This is a genomic window from Martinezella sp. CNPSo 3732 (assembly GCF_057784515.1).
In genome coordinates, this window is the sequence record NZ_JBXSOO010000001.1 from 307,791 (window position 1) to 327,427 (window position 19,637).

Genomic DNA, 19,637 nt, shown 5'->3' on the forward strand with positions numbered 1-19,637 from the left:
TCTTGAAATTGCTGACGTTCCCGGTTGGCATTCTCGGCTGTGTCGCATTGAATGTATTTGCATCAAATGAAAATAGGGGTGGGCGACAGCGATGGGTACAATCAAAGCCATCACTCCCGAAATGAGACTACTTGGAATTGCCCAGAAAAAGTCCCGCTGAAAACCGCCGCAACCGCCAATCGTTCCGCTGATTTTGGCAACAAAGCCACCTCCGTCAGACTAAAGTCTGGCTCGTGATCGGACCTAGGGCCGAAGACGCAATCTTTGGTCCTAATGCCATGGATTGCCCCATCCTTTGCGCCAGTTGTTTCCCGCGATGGAAGCGGCGGGACATCCGGCCGCTGTCGTGGTGCATGCGGAGAGGTCGATGAATATGAACGGCGCCCCTGAAAGCGGCATCCCAGCCGCGGCACTTGTCAATGTTTCCGCCGATAGCGGTATCGTCGGCTTCGTCGCCAAAGGTGGCAACGACTTTGGAAGCTAAGCGAAGTACCACGATTGCGGTCGTCGTACCGATGTTCAACGCCGAACGAACGATCGGTGCGACCCTGGCCAGCATCTGTCGCCAGACCCATCAGGCGCTCGATATCATCATTGTCGATGATGGTTCTACGGATCGATCGCTATCGATCGTGGCTGAATATGCGAGGCAGGATCCGCGAATCCGGATCCTTCGGCAGGCCAATAGCGGCGTCGCCGTCGCGCGTAACAATGGTGCGGCGGCGACCGACGCGGAGTTTCTCGCATTTATCGATGCCGACGATCTATGGGCTCCCTCAAAGATCGCGCTTCAATGGCAAGCGCTTGACGAGGGCGGGTCTTCGGTTGGATTGGCCTATTGCTGGTATGCGCTCATCGACGAACATAGCCGCGTATTTTCCCTGCATAACCGGCCGAGCCATGAAGGACATGTGCTCCAACGCATGTGCAGAAACAATTTCGTCGGCAATGGGAGTTCGATGCTCATGCGTCGTTCCGCATTCGAAGACGCCGGGCAGTTCGACCCGTCCTTAAAGGCACGCAACGCGCAGGGTTGCGAGGATCTTCTGATCTGCCTCAGAATTGCGGAGCATTACGAATTCCGCGTCATACAGCAGCACTTGATCGGCTACCGCATGACGAACACGAACATGTCGAGCGACGTCAGGCAGATGCTCTCTTCATGCGAAATCGTCCTCGCCGAATATCGTGAAAAATATCCGCAATATGGCAGCGATCTCGACGCTCATCTGGTCGACATGATCCACTGGCTGGTCGTCAGAGCTTTTGTCAGCGGCCGCTTTTTCGATGGCTGTGATCTGTTGAAGCGATTTCTGGCATTGGAGCCGCGTCTGGCGATTTCGAGCCTGCCGAACATACTGGACGTATATTGCCGCGCCAGGCTGGTTCCCGACTGGCTCAAGGCCCGCTTGCGGGGGTTGCAAAGAAACGCGGAGTTGCGGCCGCTCTATATGGAGACGATCCCGTGAGGCCGGGCAGCTCGTTCCTCACGCGGCTGCAGCGGCTCTTCCGCCTGGCAGAGGCGCCTGCCTGGGCAGGACCGACCATCGTCGGACTCGGCCTGGCCGCTGCGGTCCTTGAGGGGGCAGGCCTCTTTCTCTTCATTCCCCTCATTCAGAGTCTCGGCGCCGTAGCGGCCCAGCAGGGAGAATGGCAGCGAATTTTCGACCGGCTTCTCGCGCCCGTCCCACAAAGCCATTTGACGGCGTTCCTGGTGGGCGTATTGTGCGTCAGCATCCTTCTGAAGAACGCCGTCCATCTCGTCAATATCTGGGTGACCCGGTATATCGATGGTCTCGTTGCGCATCGGCTAAGAGCAAGGGTCTTCGATCAGACGATAAGCTCGTGTATCGACTACAGGGTGGAAAACAAGCGCTCCGATATTATCACGACGATCGCCAACAACACCTGGAAAGTCAGTCAGGCCTTAAGCCTCACCTACCGTTTGATGATCTGCTTATGCACGTTTGCCGTCTTCATGTTGCTGATGCTGCTGATTTCCGTCCGGCTGACCTTCTTCTCGATGATGTTCCTGCTCATGGGCGCCATGGCTATTCGCCTGGCCACGCGGCGTGCGGACGAGACCGGCAAGGCCGTTGTCGAGGAAAACAAGCAGTTCGGCTTGAGGATGTGGGAGAGCATCAACGCGCTGCAATTGATCCGCGCTTTCGCCCAGGAAGACTATGAACGCAATCGCTTCCGAAAGACTTCCGACAATGTGCGGCGACGCCTTTTGAAGCTCGATATGCTGTGGGCGACACCCGCGCCTGTCTCGGAAATCTCGATTACAATCCTGATCGGTGTGCTCGTTCTCGTCGCTCAATCGGTGGGCCTGGGCATTGCTGCGCTCGCCGCGTTTCTCTCGCTGCTATATCGCCTGCAAGGCCCAACACGGGAGTTGCTGCAATCGAAGATCGCGCTCGACGGGCTCGCCGGCAGCATCGACGATGTCGATGACTTCCTCCGCACAACGGAGAAGCCTTTTCTCGCGCAGGGGCACGTGCAGGCGCCCGCCTTCAGGAACGCCGTCGAATTCCGCAGTGTCTCCTTCCATTACGCACATGATCAGCCGCTTGCGCTGGAGGATGTTTCCTTCAGCATTCCCGCCGGTAAAACCACGGCGATCGTGGGCGAATCGGGGGCCGGTAAGTCCACGGTGATGGCGCTGCTCTTTCGCTTCATGGATCCGACATCCGGTGCGATCGTGGCAGACGGCATGCCTCTTTCCAAATTCGATCTTCGCAGCTGGCGCAAGCGCCTGTCGCTGATGTCGCAGGAGGTCCATCTCTTCAACGACACGATTGCAGCCAACATCGCCTATGGCGATCTGGAGGCCGGGCCGGCCGAGATCCGCAAGGCTGCCGAAATCGCCAAGGCGGACGATTTCATCCGTTTGCTTCCGGATGGCTACGAGACACGGATCGGCGATCAGGGAATGCGGCTGTCGGGCGGGCAAAGGCAGCGCGTGGCGCTCGCGCGAACGATCCTTCGAAATCCCGACATTCTGCTCCTGGATGAGGCGACGAACGCGCTCGATGCCGAAACCGAACAGGCGTTTCAGCTGGCGCTCGACGCGTACTCACACAACCGCACCGTTGTCGTGATCGCTCACCGGCTCTCGACCGTTCTCGCGGCCGATCAGATCATCGTCATGACAAAGGGCCGTGTGGTCGAGGCCGGTTCGCCGGATGAGCTCTTCAAGCGGCAGGGACATTTTTCCAGGCTCCACGAATTTCAGCACGGCCGCCGCAGCGGGCGGGAGTTGGGTGATGAGTTACAAGCTTATTGATATCGAGTTGTCGGAGCCGCTGGCGCCTATCGAACTCTCGGCTGACCAGACGGGTGTCGGCTTGATCGCACGATGGCAGGGCCGGCTGATCGCATTTGAAATGATCGAGCAGCCCGCCGGCTCTGTGCTGTCGGCCGAGAGCCTGAAAGCTCTTGCCGATGAGCGATTTGCAGAACGTATCCTCGTTGCAAAGCTGGAGGAGGAGCTGAGGGCGCGCTTGCCCGCGAACGAGGCGACGCTGCCCAGTCTCAGCATCGCCATTTGCACCAAGGATCGTGCACAACGTCTCTCCCGGTTGCTGCGCTCGCTCGATCAGGTTCGGCATGAATCTCCCTTCCGGTTCGTCGAAATCATCGTGGTCGACAATGCTTCGGTGGATACGGCCACGCGCGAGGCCGTCGAGAGTTTCCGCGATATCCGCTACGTTTTCGAACCGAAGGCTGGGCTGGATTTCGCCCGAAATTCCGCCCTTCACGCGGCTTGGGGCGACATCATCGCCTATCTGGACGATGATGTCGTGGTGGACCGCAATTGGCTTGCAGGCCTTGCCAAGGCGTGCCGCGACAACCCTGGCGTCGGCGGTTTCACCGGCCTTGTGCTGCCGTTTCGTCTCGACACCGAGGCACAGATCTTTTTCGAGCGGCGTGGAGGGTTCGGCCGCGGCTTTGCGCGACGGGAGTTTCACAAGGCGCGCTTCGACAATCCGCTCCATCCCGTCGGTGCCGGCATTCTCGGTGCCGGCTGCAACATGGCCTTCGACCGTTCGTTACTGATCGAGCTCGGCGGTTTCGACGAGGCGCTCGATACGGGAGCGCCGCTGCCCGGAGGCGGGGATCTCGATATTTTTTACCGCGTCCTGCGCTCCGGACGCCCGATGATCTATGAGCCGGAATATGCGGTTTATCATGAGCACCGCGAAACCATTCCGCAGCTCAGGCGGCAATACTGGACCTGGGGTCTCGGCATGATGGCCTTTCTCGTCAAGAGCTACCGCACCGATGGCATGATGCGAGCGCGCCATCGCGCCATGGTCCGCTGGTGGTTCTTCGACCAGTTGAAGGCGCTTATCCGCGCTGCGAGGCGGCTGCGCGGCCATGAGCTGCGGTTTGGTATCGCGGAACTCTGGGGCGGGATCTATGGCCTTGCTGGTGAATACGATCGCTCGCGCGCCCGTATCAGGTCGATCCGGGAGCGCAACTCATGACGACAGAACGTTTTGAGGTGAGGCATGTCGATCTTGCGGCTGCGGATATCGGTAGCGAACGCGCGCCCGCTTTGTCGATCTTCTGGTGGAAAGATTTACCGCTCGGGGCGCGGGCATCCCTGGAGGACGAGCTACCTTACGGGGTTTCTCAATTGCGCCAGCTTGCTGCCGAACATGCAGCCGCACAGCTCCAAGCCCGCAGCATCGGGCTGGGTGCACCCTTGCGTGCCACCTATGAAGGACAGCCCAAGCCCGCGCTCTCGCTGGAGGCGGCGCTCGACGCGCAAAATCTGGTAGAGTCGCTCGACGCGATCGCAGCTCCACCCTCCGCTTCCGCGCAGGACATTTCGGTGATCATCTGCACTCGCGATCGCGGTCCGGCTCTGAGCAAATGTCTGAGCAGCCTTGCAGCACAACGTAGCCCTCCAGGTGAGGTCGTGGTCGTTGACAACTCTTACGATGGGAATGCGAGGGACATCTGCGGGCAATTTCCTGATTTTCGCTATGTCCACGAGCCTCGTGCCGGTCTAAGCCGAGCCCGGAACACCGGGATTCAAACGAGCCAGTTTGATATCGTCGCTTTCACCGATGACGACGTGGAAGCCCATCCGGGCTGGACTGCGGAGATCGCGCGTGCCTTTGCGGAACGAGATGTCATCGAGGCGTTTACCGGTCTCGTGCTGCCTGCGCGTCTCGATACGGCGGCGCAATGCTCCTTTCAGTTCACCATGGGCGGCTTCGGCTCGACCTTCGTGCCGCTCACCTTCGACAGGCGTTTCTTTGAGGAGACGCGGCCGAGCGGAGCGCATGTCTGGAAGATCGGCGCCGGCGCCAACATGGCCTTTCGACGCTCCGTATTCGAGCGCGTTGGCCTCTTCGACGAACGCCTCGGCGCGGGGGCGGCAGGATGTTCCGAAGATTCGGAGCTTTGGTACCGGCTGCTGGCGGCCGGCGGCGTATGCCTCTATGAGCCCCGGGCCGTTGTCTTCCACCACCATCGCAGCGACTGGCTGGGCCTCAAGCGGCAGATCAAAGCCTATATGAAGGGTCACGTTGCAGCCCTTGTGACGCAATACGACAATTTCGGCGATCGCGGAAACATCGTGCGTATCGGCAAGCAGCTGCCCGTCTATTTTGCCAAGACCTTCGTCAAGGCGCTTTTCGAAGGGCCTCCGGGCAGGCTCGGAATTTTGGCGGCCGAAGTAGAGGGCTGGATCGCCGGCCTGCAGTTTCTCCTGCGCTTCGGCTGGAGAATGCGGCGAACCCCGATGGGGACCGCTGCTACGGCTGAAAAAGGAATATCGCGATGATCAAGAAAGCAGCGCTTGGCCAGTTTCTGTCCGGAAACCCCTATCCGAACGGCTTGACGGATGGCCTGTTCTATCGCGAAAAGATGCGCGCCATCCACCGGGTGGCCCCGGCGGAAACCGGAGGCAGAGGACGGGTGCTGGAAATCGGCGGCGGCCGCAGCGGCCTTGCCAGTATCCTCTATCCGCAGGCCGAAATCGTCACGCTCGATATCGATCCGGAGCTGGCCGACCATCAGCCCTCCTGGGCGAAATCGACCTTCATTTGCGGCGACGCCTGCTCGCTGCCAATGGATGACGATAGTTTCGATATCGTCACCATGTTCGACGTGCTGGAGCATATCGAGGACGACCGCCGCGCCGCGCAGGAGGCGTTGCGGGTGGTACGGCCGGGTGGATATGTCCTGATCTCCACTCCCGAGATCAACTGGCATTATCCCTATTTCAGCGTCATGAAACGCCATTGTCCGCATGAAAGCGAACTGATGCGCGAATGGGGTCATGTCAGGCGGGGATACCGGGATCCGGAACTCGCGGCCCTTTTCGACAGACGCCCGGAACGGCGCGCCACCTTCATCAATGCCGCCACGGCGTTTTTCCACGACGTTTCGTTTTCCCGCATCGGACGCCGTCGTCGCAAGGTCCTCTATGCGCTGGCCGCGCCCGTGACCTTCCTCGGTTACTTGATGCACCGGCCATCCACGCGTGGCACTGAGACGGCCTTTGCCTGGCGCAAATGAGAGGTGACCAGACGTCAAAGGTGATCGCGCTTTTCCCATGGGGGGACGTGATCGAAGAATTTCTCGATCCGATCGGGCTTGAACTTCGGGATTTCGTCGAGCGGATGACGGGAGGCTGGCTGTTCGGCTATGCGGCGGCACTGGGTTCGGCCGGCCACAAGCCGATCATCGTCTGTGCATCGGAGCGAGTGAACGGGATTGAGTGCTATGAGCATCCCGGTACGGGCACGCCGATCTGGGTCGCGCCGGCAAAGCGGCCACACCAGGGCCATTCCCCTGCCGCCTATAGTCTGCGGCGCTGGTCTGCAACGCCGCTTTCAGCTTTCCGCGAGATCCTTTCCCGCTCCAAATGCGATCTGCTGCTTGCCCAGGAGTATGAATATACGCGCTTCGATGCGCTGGCATGGCTGGCGCGGCGTTTGAACCTTCCTCTCTACGCCACCTTTCAGGGAGGGGATCGCACGCTGTCCTGGATCGAGGCTGCTGCAAGACAGCTTTCACTGCGCGCCTGCCGCGGCCTGATCGTCGCGTCTTCCGCAGAGCGTGAGCGTCTTGCCAGGGCCTATCCGCGCATTGCTGTCGACATCGCGAATATCCCCAATCCACTGGATACGCAGGAATGGCAAGCCACGGATCGCAGCGAGGCGCGAGCAAATCTTGGCCTGCCGCAGGATTGCTTCATCGTCCTCAATCACGGGCGCATCGATATCCGCCGCAAGGGGCTCGATGTACTTCTGAACGCGTGGGAGCGCTTCGCCGATGCTTCCACGTGCCGATTGGTGATCATTGGCTCGGGTCAGGACAACGACGCTTTCGCAAAGCTCGTTCGCGAAAGCGAACTGGCGAACGTCCAATGGTTGTCCGGCTACGTGACGGATCGCATCTTGATTCGCCGCTGGCTATCCGCCGCGGACGTCTATGTCACAGCTTCGCGTATCGAGGGCATGCCGGTTGCGCCATTGGAGGCCATGGCCTGCGGCCTTCCCGTCATCGCTTCGGATGCACAAGGCCTGCCGGACATTCTCGTCGACGGCGAGGCCTCGGGCGGCCTGATGGTCGCGCAGGAGCAGCCGGACGAAATCGCGCGAGCCTTGGCAAGATTGAAAGATGATGGAGCTCTTCGCGCGCGACTGGGTGTCGCCGCCCGACGGCGGGTGATGGAAAAATTTTCGATCGAAGCGGTTGGCGCCGCTCTCGATGAGTTTCTGACAACGGCACGCAAATAAGGATCACATCCGGCGGCGATACCAGGCGAGCGCGGTCTCGATAATCCTGTTTATGCCGGAATGCCGGGGCACCCATCCAAGCTCGCGCTCGGCTTTATCGGCCGCAGCGACGAGAGCCGGTGGATCGCCGGCTCTGCGGGGACCATAGGCAACGGGAAGGCCGCGTCTGGAAATGCGGCTGACAGCATCGACCAATTCCCTAACGGTCGTCCCGTTGCCGGTGCCGAGGTTGTAGATGTGTACTCCCTCATCCCGCAATAGCTTCTCTCCACCAAGGACGTGAGCCTGCGCGAGATCGCTGACGTGGATGTAGTCGCGGATGGCCGTTCCGTCACGCGTGTCGAAATCGGTGCCGTTGATGGTGAAGGTTCGGCCCGGTCTGATCGCCGCTTCTATGGCGAGCGGCACGACATGGGTCTCGGGCTCGTGCCGTTCACCGATCTCGCCATCGGGATCGCAGCCGGCTGCATTGAAATATCGCAGCATTACCGCGTTGAGGCCGCGGGCGCGCGAGAAATCCTCCACCATCCGCTCGATCATGAATTTCGACCACCCATAGGGATTGATCGGCCATTGCGGATGGGTCTCGTCAATCGGAGTGCGGATCGGAATGCCATAGGATGCGCAGGTGCTTGAAAAGATCAGCCGGTTGATGCCTGCCTTGAGCATTTCCTCGATGAGAACCAGCGTCCCGAATGTGTTGTTCCGATAGTAGAGCTCTGGAAACTCGACGGATTCGCCGACATAGGCGTAGGCGGCGAAATGGGCGACCACATCCGGGCGGTATTGGCGCAACGTTGCCGCGACCGTCTCGGCGTCGGCAATGTCGCCCTCGACCAGCGGCCCCCACTTCACGGCGTCACGCCAGCCGCGAGAGAGATTGTCGTAGGTGACAACCGACCATCCCGCCTCGGCGAAGGCCTTGCAGCAATGCGATCCAATATAGCCGGCTCCGCCGGTGACAAGGACCGTCCTCATTCGGCGGCGATCGCGTGCGAACGGCCAGATGAAAGCAGTTCCTCAAAATAAGCGATCGTTTTGCCAAGCCCGGCTTTTAGCTGAACCTTCGGCTTCCAGCCGAGTTCGCGCGATGCGACCCCGATATCCGGCTGCCGTTGCCTGGGATCATCGGCCGGCAGGGGGAGGTATTTTATCGCCGAGCGGCTTCCGGTCAGTTCTATCGTGAGATTGGCAAGTTCCAGCATCGTAAACTCCGCCGGATTGCCGAGATTGATCGGGCCTGTTACCTCATCCTTTGTTCCCATCAGGCGAACCAGGCCGTCGATAAGATCGTCGACATAGCAGAACGAGCGCGTTTGCTGACCGCTGCCATAAACCGTTATCGGCTTGTTCTGCAGCGCCTGCACGATGAAGTTGGAGACGACCCGGCCGTCATCGGGGCGCATCCTTGGACCATAGGTATTGAAGATGCGCGCGACCTTGATCCGTAGCCGGTGTTGACGCCAGTAATCGAAGAACAGGGTCTCGGCGCAGCGCTTGCCTTCGTCGTAACAGGAACGCGGGCCTATCGGGTTCACCCGGCCCCAATACTCCTCCTGTTGCGGATGGATCTCGGGATCGCCATAGACTTCGGAGGTCGAGGCCTGGAGGATCTTGGCGCCAACCCGCTTGGCGAGGCCGAGCATGTTGATCGCGCCGTGGACGCTGGTCTTGGTCGTCTGCACCGGATCGAACTGATAGTGAACCGGGCTCGCCGGACAGGCGAGATTGTAGATCTCGTCAACCTCTACATAGAGGGGAAAGGTGATGTCGTGGCGGACGATTTCGAAAGATCTGTTATCAAGCAGATGCGAGACGTTGTTTTTCCGTCCCGTAAAAAAATTATCTACGCAGATAACCTCGTGTTTTTCCTGCAAAAGCCGTTCGCATAGGAAGGAGCCGAGAAAACCTGCGCCGCCGGTAACGAGGATTCGCTTTGTTTGCTGCATGACGGTCATCTCGCCGCTGGCGGCGTGATGCCGCCGCCGTTGGAAACTGCGACAGATGCCGGGGCTAGGATGCCGCTTTCAAGGACGCCGTTCATATTCATCGACCTTCTCCGCATGCACTATGACAGCGGCCGGATGTCCCGCCGCCTCCATCGCCCGAAACAACTGGCGCAAAGGTCGGGGCAATCCATGGGAATAGGACCAAAGATTATGTCTTCGGGCCTAGGTCCTGTCATGGATCGGACTTTGGTCTGATGGAGGCCGCAAGTCTTCCGGAGGACATCATGGCGAGCATCGCTTCTTGGCTTCCAATGACCGATTGATCGGCTTTGGATTGGCTGACATAGTGCCGCCGCTATCCGACCATTCTGCGCAAAGACCCATCAATGACCGAATCCGCCGCTCATTCCTTTTCGCCCGTTTCCGCTCGCCCCTTGGCGAAGATCAGCCTGAAATGGGGCATGGTCGAGGAGCCGTCGCTTTCCATCCTGGAGAAATTCCAGCTTCTGCGGGATCTCGGTTATGACGGGGTCGAGCTCGATTCGCCTAATGATCTGCCGCTCGATGAAGTTCTGAATGCCCGTGACAAGACTGGGCTCGCTATCCCCGGCCTCGTCAATGCCGTGCACTGGAAACGTCCGCTGACGGATCCCGATCCATCGGCACGCCAGGCCTGCGTCGAGTCGATGGTCAAGGCTCTGCATGATGCAAAGCTCTATGGCGCGACGACGGTGCTGCTCGTTCCCGGTGTCGTCAATGCCGGTACCAGTTACAAGGCCGCTTACACGAGAGCCGGCGAGGAAATCGCCAGGATCCTGCCAGCCGCTGAAGAGAGCGGCGTATCGATCGCGCTCGAAAACGTGTGGAACGACTTTCTGCTGAGCCCGCTTGAGGCGGCTGACTTCATCGATCGCTTCAACCATCCCAGGCTCGGCTGGTATTTCGACGTCGGCAATGTGCTCCGGTACGGCCGGCCGACGGATTGGATAGAGGCGCTCGGCAAGCGCATCCTGAAGATCGACATCAAGGAATACAGCCTCGAAAAGATGAACAGCGAAGGCCCGTGGAAGGGCTTCGATGTCGAGCTGGGCGAGGGCGACTGCGATTGGGCAGCGGTCAACAAGGCTCTCGCTGATGTCGGTTACTCCGGCTGGGCCTCCATCGAGGTGCCGGGAGGCGACCGACAGCGCCTAGCCGATTTGAAGAAGCGCGTCGATCGGATCGCCGCGCTCTAATGGCCGGATTGCAAGCGGGCAATGGTCAGCGGCCGGCAGCCGCAAACATCGCCTTCGCATTCTTCAGGCCGGTTTCGCAACCGTATTGCGTCGGCTCGTTGCCTTCATATTCCAGCGAGACGAAGCCGTCATAGCCTGAGGTGACGATGTCCTCGATGATGGACCTGACAGGCAGGTCGCCATAGCCGAATACCGAGCCGCGGATCGCCTGGCCGCCGACCGTCTGCAGCCAGTCCGCGCCAGGCGCTATCTGGCGCACATAGAAATCCTTGATGTGGACGAAACTTGCATGAGAAAGGCACGCACGCGTCCCCGTCAGGGGATTCTCATCGACGCAGAGGAAATTGCCGATATCGACGGTCAGCTTAAAGCTCGGCAGATTGACGGCATGAAGAAGCCGCTTGATCCGCTCGCTGGAATTCATGAAGAAACCGTGATCCTCGACGCTGGTGGTCACGCCGTAGCGCCCGGCATGCGTGGCAAGCTCATGGGTGGCTTCGACGATCGCCGGGAACGCGGCTTCGAACTGGCCGGGCTCCGTTGCGCGGAGCGACCAGGGAACGACATCGTGCCGCAGGAAGCGGATGCCGAGCTTGTCGCAAAGCTCGACATAGCGCTTCAGCCGGCCAAGCTGGAATGCGCGTTCGCCGTCATCAATGAAATTGCCGGACATGCAGAGGCCGGAAAGCGGTACGCCGCTTTTCTGAGATGCGCCCTTCAGCCGCTCCAACATCTCCGCGTCATTGGCGAGTTCATACTGCAGGTCCTGCCCTTCGGGCGCGACGGAAAGCGTCGCCAGTTCGACGTGATCGCCGCCATGTTTGCCGACCCAGGCAAAGACATCCTCGATCTGCATGCCGCCGCTCTGCATCAACGGACGGAAACTGTATGAACTCAGACCTATCTTCATCGTGCCTCTCCTCGAGCTCTTTCACAAAAACTTTGTTCGGTAACTTAACAATCCCGGTTGACTTCGGCTACGATACATCTTTGTTTGCAATCAAATTGATTTAAGAGTGGGGAATAGCAGGAATGTCTCGTCAGTCTGCCGACGTCGTCATCATCGGAAGTGGCCCGACTGGCTCGGCCTATGCACGGGTCATCAGGAATAACTGGCCGGAAGCGCGTATTCTGATGGTAGAAGCCGGCCCGCAGATTCTGCCGCAAAAGGGCGCACATCTCGACAATATTCTCGATCTCGACGAGCGCGCGGCCTGCGAGGTGCGTGCCCAGGGCGGCGACCGCAGCCCGCGCATGCCAATCAACAAGGAAGAGTGGGAGGCCCGCCGCGCTGGCGGCTTCGATCATTCGTTGCTGCGCCGCTCGGGCCTTTTCATCGCCAACGACGCCGATGCCCAGGATGAGAACCTCTTCGCCGGCTTCTCGGCGGCCAATGTCGGCGGCATGGGCACCAAATGGTCGACCGGCACGCCGGTGCCATCGGAGATCGAACTGGTGCCCTTCATCCCCACCGATGAGATGCAGAGGGCTTTGGCCGTGTCGGCAGGATTGCTCGGTACCAACAAGGATCCGCGCGCCGGCGATGCCGCAGCGATCGCCATGCGCGAGCGCCTGGGCGAGGTGTTCAACCCCGGCCGTTCGCCCGATCGCTTCGTCCAGCCGATGCCGCTTGCGGCAACCCCCGGTCCTGGTGGCCTGCGCTATCACGGCACTGACGTCGTTCTCGGCGACCTTGTCGACGAGCCGGAGGAGAACTTTCATATTCTCTCTGAAACCGCCTGCCGCCGCGTGATCCACGAAAATGGCCACGTCACGGGTGTCGAACTTGCCCGCGCTGGCTCGGAGGAAACTTTTATTGTCAAGGCCGGCACGGTCGTCGTTGCATGTGACTCGCTGCATTCCCCTCAGCTGCTCTACGCCTCTGGCATCCGTCCTGAAGCGCTCGGTCGCTACATCAACGACCACTATATCGTCTCGCAGATCACCGAGATGCAGACCGATGTGCCGATGACCGCGATGAGCTGGATCCCGGCTACCAAGGATTTCCCCTACTCGGTCACCATCGCCCCAGCCAGCCTGCACTCGATGCCGCATGCCAGCGACATGAGCGGCCAGCCGATCGGCATGGGCGTTTTCGTGCCCTCCGATATCAGCGCCGACAACCGTGTCACCTTCGATGACGATCGCCGTGATTGGCTCGGGCTACCGGCTATTTCCATCCATTGGCGTCAGTCGGAGGGCGACAAGGCGCGCCTCGAAGATGCCAAGGGCCATGCCCAGCGAATTTCCGCCATTATCGGTCGCCCGGCCGCCGGTTTTGCCACCTTCGTGCAGCCGGTTGGCTCGTCGCTGCATTATCAGGGCACGATCCGTATGGGCGAACGCGACGATGGCACCAGCGTTTGCGACAGGAACTCCAAGGTCTGGGGCTTCGACAACCTCTATGTTGCCGGCAATGGGGTCATTCCCACGAAGACCGCCACAAACCCGACCCTGTTCAGCGTCGCTCTCGCCAGTATCGGCGCCAGCCAGATCGCTGCCGCTCGCCGCATCGTCTGATCGAGAGACCGGCTAAATTATTGGTCATGGGACCGGATCGGGGCTCGTCAGCCTCTCGGCTTTGCGATGTTCGGCGGCCTGACTGTCAGTCAGGCGCCAACCTTGCTCAGATCGCGTTCGACGCGATGAATCGATGACAGTGAAGGGGATGCGCGCCCTTATCGTTACCTAAAGGCGCCACCATCGTCCGCAACAGATCGATCAGTATACCAGTCGCGCTCTTATCGTTCCCGGGATCTGGCGAAGCGTATCGAGTATCTCATTTGCCGTTTGGCCAACGCCTTCGACTTCGATAACCACATAACCCGTGTCGCCATGTGTCTGCAGGAACTCGCCGACGATATTCAACCCGCGCGACGAAAAGATCGTATTCAGGCTGTTCAGGATCCCCGGGCGATTTTCGTGAACATGGATGAAACGCGTGCCGTTCGGACGCGGCGGCAATTGAACCTGCGGGAAATTAACTGCGCCCAACGTCGAGCCGATATCGGAATATTCCACAAGCTTCCTGGAAACTTCTCTTCCGATCCGCTCCTGGGCTTCTTCTGTCGATCCGCCGATATGCGGCGTCAGGATCACATTATCCAGCCCTTGCAACGGCGTTTCGAAGCGTTCCTTGTTCGATGCCGGCTCCTTGGGGAACACGTCGACTGCTGCGCCTGCGAGATGCCCCTCTTTCAAGACCTTCGCGAGGGCGTCCAAATCGACCACGGTGCCGCGGGAATTGTTGATGAAGAAGGCGCCCTTCTTCATTCTGCGCAGCTCCGTCTCGGTGATCATGTTCTGGGTCGAGCTGGTTTCGGGAACATGCATCGTCACGAAATCCGAAATTTCGAGCAGCTCGCCGAGCGAAGCCATGGATTCTGAATTGCCGTGGCGAAGCTTATCCGACGGATCAAAGTAGCGAACGTTCATACCCATGCTTTCGGCAAGGACGCTCAGCTGCGAGCCGATATTGCCGTAGCCGACGATGCCAAGCGTTTTCCCACGCGTCTCGCGACTGCCTTCGGCGGATTTGTCCCATCCGCCCGCATGAGCGGAAGTCGAACGCGGGAAGATCCGCCTGGTCAGCATGATGATTTCACCGATGACGAGTTCGGCGACCGAGCGCGTATTCGAATAAGGAGCGTTGAACACCGGGATCCCGCGCCGACGAGCCGCATCCAGATCGACCTGATTCGTCCCCACGGAAAAGCAGCCAACCGCCATGAGCTTCTTGGCGGAGCTGAAAATCTCTTCTGTCAGCTGCGTGCGCGAACGAATGCCGATGATGTGTGCTTCGGCGATATGGCTCTTGAGATCCTTGTCGTCGAGGGCCTTCGGCAAATGCGTGAGATTGACGTAGCCCGATGAGGTAAAATAGTCCACCGCGCTCTCACTGATCCCTTCCAGCAGAAGGACTGAAATCCGATCACGGGGAAGAGAAAGTTGTCCGCTCATTGTATTACCTTCGATAGTCGAATTCGATTAGGCCGACGGCGCTCGCCGCCACGACCACATGACTTAGACCATCCAAGGGACAGCGCAAGAACAAACTCAATTCGCTTGGCAGGAGAAGCCTTGGTTCTAGCAAGTCACCGTGGTGGTGGTACCTGACGCGGCTTGGTCGGGCGGAATAAGCACCGAATGCGAGCACGGTTCGTTTTCGTCCCACGCGAATGCCGAATCATGCGATCGGAGGTCGACACCGGTTCAATACAATTGGGCAAGCCGCTCGCATAGAAATTGCGTGATGTCGGCTGATTTCCAACTACCCTGAAGGTCGGCGCTGAGACAACCCGAAAGCAGAGCTGTATTCGTCACGCTTCGGATGTTGGCCGCGGCCTCGCTTAGCGTGCGGTCGGCATGTTTTGTGCCCAGCCAATCGAGCATGGCGGCTGCCGAGAGCACGGTTCCGTAGGGATTGGCGATGCCCTTGCCGGCGATGTCAGGTGCGGAACCATGCGCCGCCTGGAAGAAGCCATTGCGATCACCGAGTTCGGCTGAGGGCGCCAGCCCCATGCCGCCGATGGTCGCCGCCCCGAGATCGGAGATAATGTCGCCGAACATGTTTTCGGTGACGATCACGTTGAAATGGCCGGGCTTGAGCACGAGATGCATGGTCATGGCATCGATCAGCACATATTCCGTTTCGATGTCGGGATAGTCCGGCGCGACGAGGTCGAATACCGACCGGAAAAAAGCGTAGCTGCGCAGCACATTGGCCTTGTCGCAGCAGGTCACGCGCTTTACGCCGTCCCTGGGCGCGCCGTTCGATTGACGCGCAAGCTCGAAGGCCTTCCGTACGATCCGTTCGACGCCCGAGCGGGTTTGAACCAGGCTGTCGACGGCAAGTTCACCGCGCAATTGCACGCCGGCGCCGCGCGCCGCATAGAGCCCTTCGCTGTTTTCGCGCAGGATGATGTAATCGATCTCGCCTGCCTTCACGCCGGCAAGCGGACAGGCAACGCCTTCGAAAAGGCGGATCGGCCGGATATTGGCGTAAAGATCAAGTTCGAAACGCAGGCGGAGGGTAAAATCCAATCCTGCCTCGGTCCCGTCGGGATGGACAACACCGGGTATCCCGCCCGCACCATGCAGGATCGCGTCAGCATTCCGGCAGGCATTGAAGGTCGGTTCGGGAAAGCTCTCGCCTGTCTTGAGGAAATGCTCTGCACCGGCTGGATATTCTCGAAAGTTGAGATGCGAGCGATTGCCCAGAGCCGCCTTGACCACCTCGACCGCCGCCGCGCAGACCTCGGGACCGATGCCGTCGCCATGAACCACGGCAATCTCGTAGATATCCTTCATGACAGCCTCTTCAGATGCACTTGCCGCCATCGACATTGAGATCGACGCCGGTGATCATGCTCGCTTCGTCGGAGCATAGGAAAGCGGCGGCGTTGCCCATGTCTGCGGGTGTCGAAAGCCGCCCCATCGGAATGGTGGCGACGATCCGTGCCCGGCTTTCTTCACTGTCGGAGCCGATGAAGGTCGAGAGCAGTGGCGTATCGCCGGCGACGGGATTGATGGCGTTGACGCGAATCCCGAAGGGAGCAAGCTCGACGGCCATCGCGCGGGTGGCGGCGATACCCCACCCCTTCGAGGCATTGTACCAGGTGAGATTGGGGCGAGGGGAGACGCCGCCGGTAGAGGCGATATTCAAAATAGCGCCGTGCCGCTCGGCCTTGAAATGCGGTAGCACCGCCCGCGCGCCATTGTAGATCGAGCGGATGTTGACATTGAAGATGCGCTCGAACAGGCCTTCATCCATATCCTCCATCGGCATCGGCGGCTGTCCGACCCCGGCATTGTTGACGAGGATGTGCAGACCGCCGAACCGCGCCAGCGCAAGATCCCTTGCGGCAGCGAGGCTGTCGAGCGTGGCGACATCGCCGGCAATCGGCGCAACCGACCCTTCGTGCTGCGCCGCCACCCGCTCTGCAGCCGCAAGGTCCCGATCGACGAGCACGACCCGCGCGCCTTCCTCGACGAATTTCCGGACGATCCCTTCGCCGAAACCCGATCCGCCACCCGTGACGATCGCCACTTTTCCCTTAAGACGCATGTCAAGCTCCTCCATTTGCTCCAACATCGGATAAGTCGGAGCGATTTCACAGTCCGATTATCTGAACGCCTTTTTAGCTTTCTTTATTTGTATTGTGGCCGTCTGATAGTGATTATCGACGACAGAATGAAGCTGGGAGGCCGCGCCATGACATTGACTTTCGACGCCAAGCAAATGGCGGCCGAGCTTTACGACGGCGGCTTTCGGCCGATGTTCATCGGCGGCCAATGGGTTGCGGCTCAATCCGGCGAAGTCAGCGAGACCTACAATCCGGCGACCGGGGCGGTCCTGGCAACGGTTCCGTTGGCCGCAGCTGCCGATGTCGACCGCGCCGTTGCCGCGGCGCGTCGGGCTCTGGAAGGGCCGTGGTCCAGGTTCTCGCCCTATGAGCGCCAGACGCTGCTCCTGAAAATCGCCGACCTGTTCGAGGACAACTGGGAGCGCCTTTCGGTTTCCGACACCCTGAACATGGGCATGCCGATCACGCGCACGCTCGCCAACAAGCGTCGGGTCATCGGCATGCTGCGGTTTTACGCCGGCATGGCGACAGCCCTTCATGGCGAGGTGATCGACAATTCCATACCCGGCGAGATCGTGACCTTCACCCGCCGAGAACCGATCGGGGTCGTCGGCGCAATCATCCCCTGGAATGCGCCTACCGCAGCATCGATTTGGAAGATCGCCCCTGCGCTGGCAACAGGCTGCACGGTGGTTCTGAAACCTTCGGAGGATGCGCCGCTCACGCCGCTGCTGATCGCCAAACTCATGCAAGAGGCCGGCGTGCCGGACGGAGTGGTCAATATCGTCACCGGTAAGGGATCGGTCGCCGGCGCGCGGCTAGCCGAGCATCCCGATGTCAACAAGATCGTCTTCACCGGGTCCACCGCCACCGGGCAATCGATCGCCCGCGCCGCGGTCGGCAACTTGAAACGGGTCTCGCTGGAGCTCGGCGGCAAGTCGCCGGTGATTGTCTGCCGTGATGCCGACATAGACCGAGCCGTGCCCGTCGCCGCCATGGCGGTCTTTGCGCATTCGGGGCAGATCTGCATCGCCGGTTCGCGCTTGTTCGTCGCGCGCGAAATCCACGATGAGTTTGTCACCAAAGTCGGCGATTTTGCCCGCTCGCTGCGGATCGGTCACGGGATCGAAGCCGATACCGATATCGGACCGCTGATTTCCGCCCGCCAGGCGCAGGTCGTCGAGAGCTTCATCGCATCCGGGCAGAGCGAAGGCGCCGCCCTGGTCGCGGGCGGCACGCGCCTTTCGGGGGCTCTCTACGACAAGGGAAACTTCATCGCCCCGACTGTATTCGGTAACGTCAAGGACGAGATGAGGATCGCCCGCGAGGAGATCTTCGGGCCAGTCATTTCGGCGATGCCCTTCGACACGATCGAGGAAGCCATCGAGCGCGCCAATGCATCGCCCTATGGACTTGCGGCTGGCATCTTCACCCAGAATCTTGGAATGGCGCACAAGCTGGTGCGCCGCATCAAGGCGGGATCGGTCTGGGTCAACATGTATCATGCGCTCGACCCGGCCGTGCCGTTCGGCGGCATGAAGATGTCGGGCTACGGTCGCGAAGGCGGCATAGAGCATCTTCACGAATATCTCGAAACCAAGGCCGTTTGGATACAGACGGACTAGTATTTAGGCTTCACCGCGCAGATTGGTGCGAATGAGGGCGATAAGCTGCTCGGCATAGCGCTGCTGCACATAGCCACGGCTCGTAATGATGCCGACAGCCCGGCGGGCATTGGGATTGGCGAGCGGCACGACGCGGACGCGGCTGTCGACATTCCGCCCGAGTGCGATGCCCGGCATGATCGATACGCCAAGCCCCGACGCGGCAAGCGCCAAGGCGGTCTGGGCGCTCTCGACCTCGTATTGGACATTGAGTTCGATGCCTTCCTCGCGCATCAGCCGATCGACGAGGCCGCGAACAGCGGTCTTGCGATTGAGCATGATCAACGGAAACTGGGCGATGGCGTCCAGCCTGATCGTTTTTTCACCGGTGTATAGCTCTTCGGGAATGCAGGCGACCAGCGGATCGTCGATGATCGATTCGAAATGGAAGTCGTTGAGGTTGGGCACCTCCGGGCCGATATAGAACTCCACCTCCTGCTGCTGCAGCATGACGAGTGCTGCCTGCGGCGGCGTTTCCTGCACCTCGACTATGCTGCGCGGATAGCGCAGCTTGAAGGTCGACAGGATGTCGCCGAGCCGGCTGGTGGCAAGCGTCGGAGCGCAGGCGATCTGTATCTTTCCTTTACGGCGCGCGGCCAGTTCCGTCAGCTTGTCGAGGCTTGCCTGCACATCCGCCATGGCCCGCCCGATCTCCTCAAATAGCGCCTGGCCCTCGTTGGTGAGATTGACCCGCTGCGGCGTGCGCGTGAAGAGGCTGATGCCGATCTGCTCCTCAAGGTCCTTGATCTGCATGCTCACCGCCGAGGGTGACCGGTTGCTTTCTTCCGCCGCCTTGCGAAAACTTCCGGATTCCGCTGCAAGAAGAAAGGTTTGCAGCAATTTCAGATTGATATTCGGCATGATTGTTATGGTCTCACTTGCGCCGATCGATACCGATCGACCCCTCCGAGCCCGAGCATATTCCGCCATGTGATCA

Annotated in this window: 16 protein-coding genes; 9 read left to right on the forward strand and 7 right to left on the reverse strand. The window is 60.0% G+C overall.

Going from position 1 to position 19,637, the window contains the following annotated elements; genetic code table 11:
• The first annotated feature begins 473 nt into the window (after positions 1-473).
• Genes AC13RM_RS01335 through AC13RM_RS01360 form a run of 6 tightly spaced genes read left to right on the forward strand, consistent with a single transcriptional unit; the run spans position 474 to position 7,766 of the window.
• Entirely contained in the window at positions 474-1,469 is a 996-nt protein-coding gene (locus AC13RM_RS01335) for a glycosyltransferase family 2 protein (protein WP_488554462.1), read from the forward strand.
• Complete coding sequence (locus tag AC13RM_RS01340; RefSeq protein ID WP_488554463.1) at positions 1,466-3,289, forward strand: ABC transporter ATP-binding protein; 1,824 nt, start codon at positions 1,466-1,468, stop codon at positions 3,287-3,289. The genes AC13RM_RS01335 and AC13RM_RS01340 overlap by 4 nt, the downstream gene beginning before the upstream one ends.
• Positions 3,270-4,493: a glycosyltransferase family 2 protein gene (locus AC13RM_RS01345; protein ID WP_488554464.1), complete on the forward strand. Its 1,224-nt coding sequence runs from the start codon at positions 3,270-3,272 to the stop codon at positions 4,491-4,493. Before AC13RM_RS01340 ends, AC13RM_RS01345 begins: the two co-directional genes overlap by 20 nt.
• Complete coding sequence (locus AC13RM_RS01350; protein WP_374816727.1) at positions 4,490-5,803, forward strand: glycosyltransferase family 2 protein; 1,314 nt, start codon at positions 4,490-4,492, stop codon at positions 5,801-5,803. Before AC13RM_RS01345 ends, AC13RM_RS01350 begins: the two co-directional genes overlap by 4 nt.
• Complete coding sequence (locus tag AC13RM_RS01355; RefSeq protein WP_095438330.1) at positions 5,800-6,540, forward strand: class I SAM-dependent methyltransferase; 741 nt, start codon at positions 5,800-5,802, stop codon at positions 6,538-6,540. Before AC13RM_RS01350 ends, AC13RM_RS01355 begins: the two co-directional genes overlap by 4 nt.
• Before the next feature lie 47 nt (positions 6,541-6,587).
• Positions 6,588-7,766, forward strand: coding sequence for a glycosyltransferase family 4 protein (locus AC13RM_RS01360; RefSeq protein WP_374816726.1), 1,179 nt, complete (start codon positions 6,588-6,590; stop codon positions 7,764-7,766).
• Between the two features lie 3 nt (positions 7,767-7,769).
• On the opposite strand, the gene galE is transcribed toward AC13RM_RS01360, so the two are convergent.
• Complete coding sequence (gene galE, locus AC13RM_RS01365; protein WP_374816725.1) at positions 7,770-8,744, reverse strand: UDP-glucose 4-epimerase GalE; 975 nt, start codon at positions 8,742-8,744, stop codon at positions 7,770-7,772.
• Positions 8,741-9,715, reverse strand: coding sequence for a UDP-glucuronic acid decarboxylase family protein (locus AC13RM_RS01370; RefSeq protein WP_374816724.1), 975 nt, complete (start codon positions 9,713-9,715; stop codon positions 8,741-8,743). Before AC13RM_RS01370 ends, galE begins: the two co-directional genes overlap by 4 nt.
• 386 nt (positions 9,716-10,101) lie before the next feature.
• On the opposite strand from AC13RM_RS01370, the gene AC13RM_RS01375 reads away from it, so the two are divergent.
• Entirely contained in the window at positions 10,102-10,950 is an 849-nt protein-coding gene (locus AC13RM_RS01375) for a sugar phosphate isomerase/epimerase family protein (RefSeq protein WP_374816723.1), read from the forward strand.
• A 25-nt stretch (positions 10,951-10,975) separates the two neighbouring features.
• Here AC13RM_RS01375 and AC13RM_RS01380 read toward each other — a convergent pair whose 3' ends face one another.
• Entirely contained in the window at positions 10,976-11,860 is an 885-nt protein-coding gene (locus AC13RM_RS01380; RefSeq protein ID WP_374816722.1) for a sugar phosphate isomerase/epimerase family protein, read from the reverse strand.
• Between the two features lie 122 nt (positions 11,861-11,982).
• Here AC13RM_RS01380 and AC13RM_RS01385 point away from each other — a divergent pair, with 122 nt between their 5' ends.
• Positions 11,983-13,470 carry a GMC oxidoreductase gene (locus tag AC13RM_RS01385; protein WP_374816721.1) on the forward strand — a complete coding sequence of 496 codons (1,488 nt, stop codon included), beginning with the start codon at positions 11,983-11,985 and terminating at the stop codon, positions 13,468-13,470.
• A gap of 201 nt (positions 13,471-13,671) precedes the next feature.
• Here the strand turns inward: AC13RM_RS01385 and serA are convergent, their stop codons facing one another.
• From serA to AC13RM_RS01400, 3 genes are all read right to left on the reverse strand, one after another.
• Positions 13,672-14,910, reverse strand: a complete 1,239-nt coding sequence (gene serA, locus AC13RM_RS01390; RefSeq protein WP_374816720.1) for a phosphoglycerate dehydrogenase — start codon at positions 14,908-14,910, stop codon at positions 13,672-13,674.
• A 252-nt stretch (positions 14,911-15,162) separates the two neighbouring features.
• Positions 15,163-16,260, reverse strand: coding sequence for an isocitrate/isopropylmalate dehydrogenase family protein (locus AC13RM_RS01395; protein ID WP_374816719.1), 1,098 nt, complete (start codon positions 16,258-16,260; stop codon positions 15,163-15,165).
• Positions 16,261-16,270: 10 nt separating this feature from the next.
• A complete protein-coding gene (locus tag AC13RM_RS01400; protein WP_374816718.1) occupies positions 16,271-17,017 on the reverse strand; it encodes a glucose 1-dehydrogenase in 747 nt (248 codons plus the stop codon).
• 147 nt (positions 17,018-17,164) lie between these two features.
• Between AC13RM_RS01400 and AC13RM_RS01405 the strand changes: the two genes are divergently transcribed.
• The gene (locus AC13RM_RS01405) at positions 17,165-18,661 is read left to right on the forward strand and encodes an aldehyde dehydrogenase family protein (protein ID WP_488554465.1); all 1,497 of its coding nucleotides are present in this window, start codon (positions 17,165-17,167) and stop codon (positions 18,659-18,661) included.
• A gap of 3 nt (positions 18,662-18,664) precedes the next feature.
• Here the strand turns inward: AC13RM_RS01405 and AC13RM_RS01410 are convergent, their stop codons facing one another.
• Positions 18,665-19,561, reverse strand: a complete 897-nt coding sequence (locus tag AC13RM_RS01410; protein WP_488554466.1) for a LysR family transcriptional regulator — start codon at positions 19,559-19,561, stop codon at positions 18,665-18,667.
• Positions 19,562-19,637 lie beyond the last annotated feature (76 nt).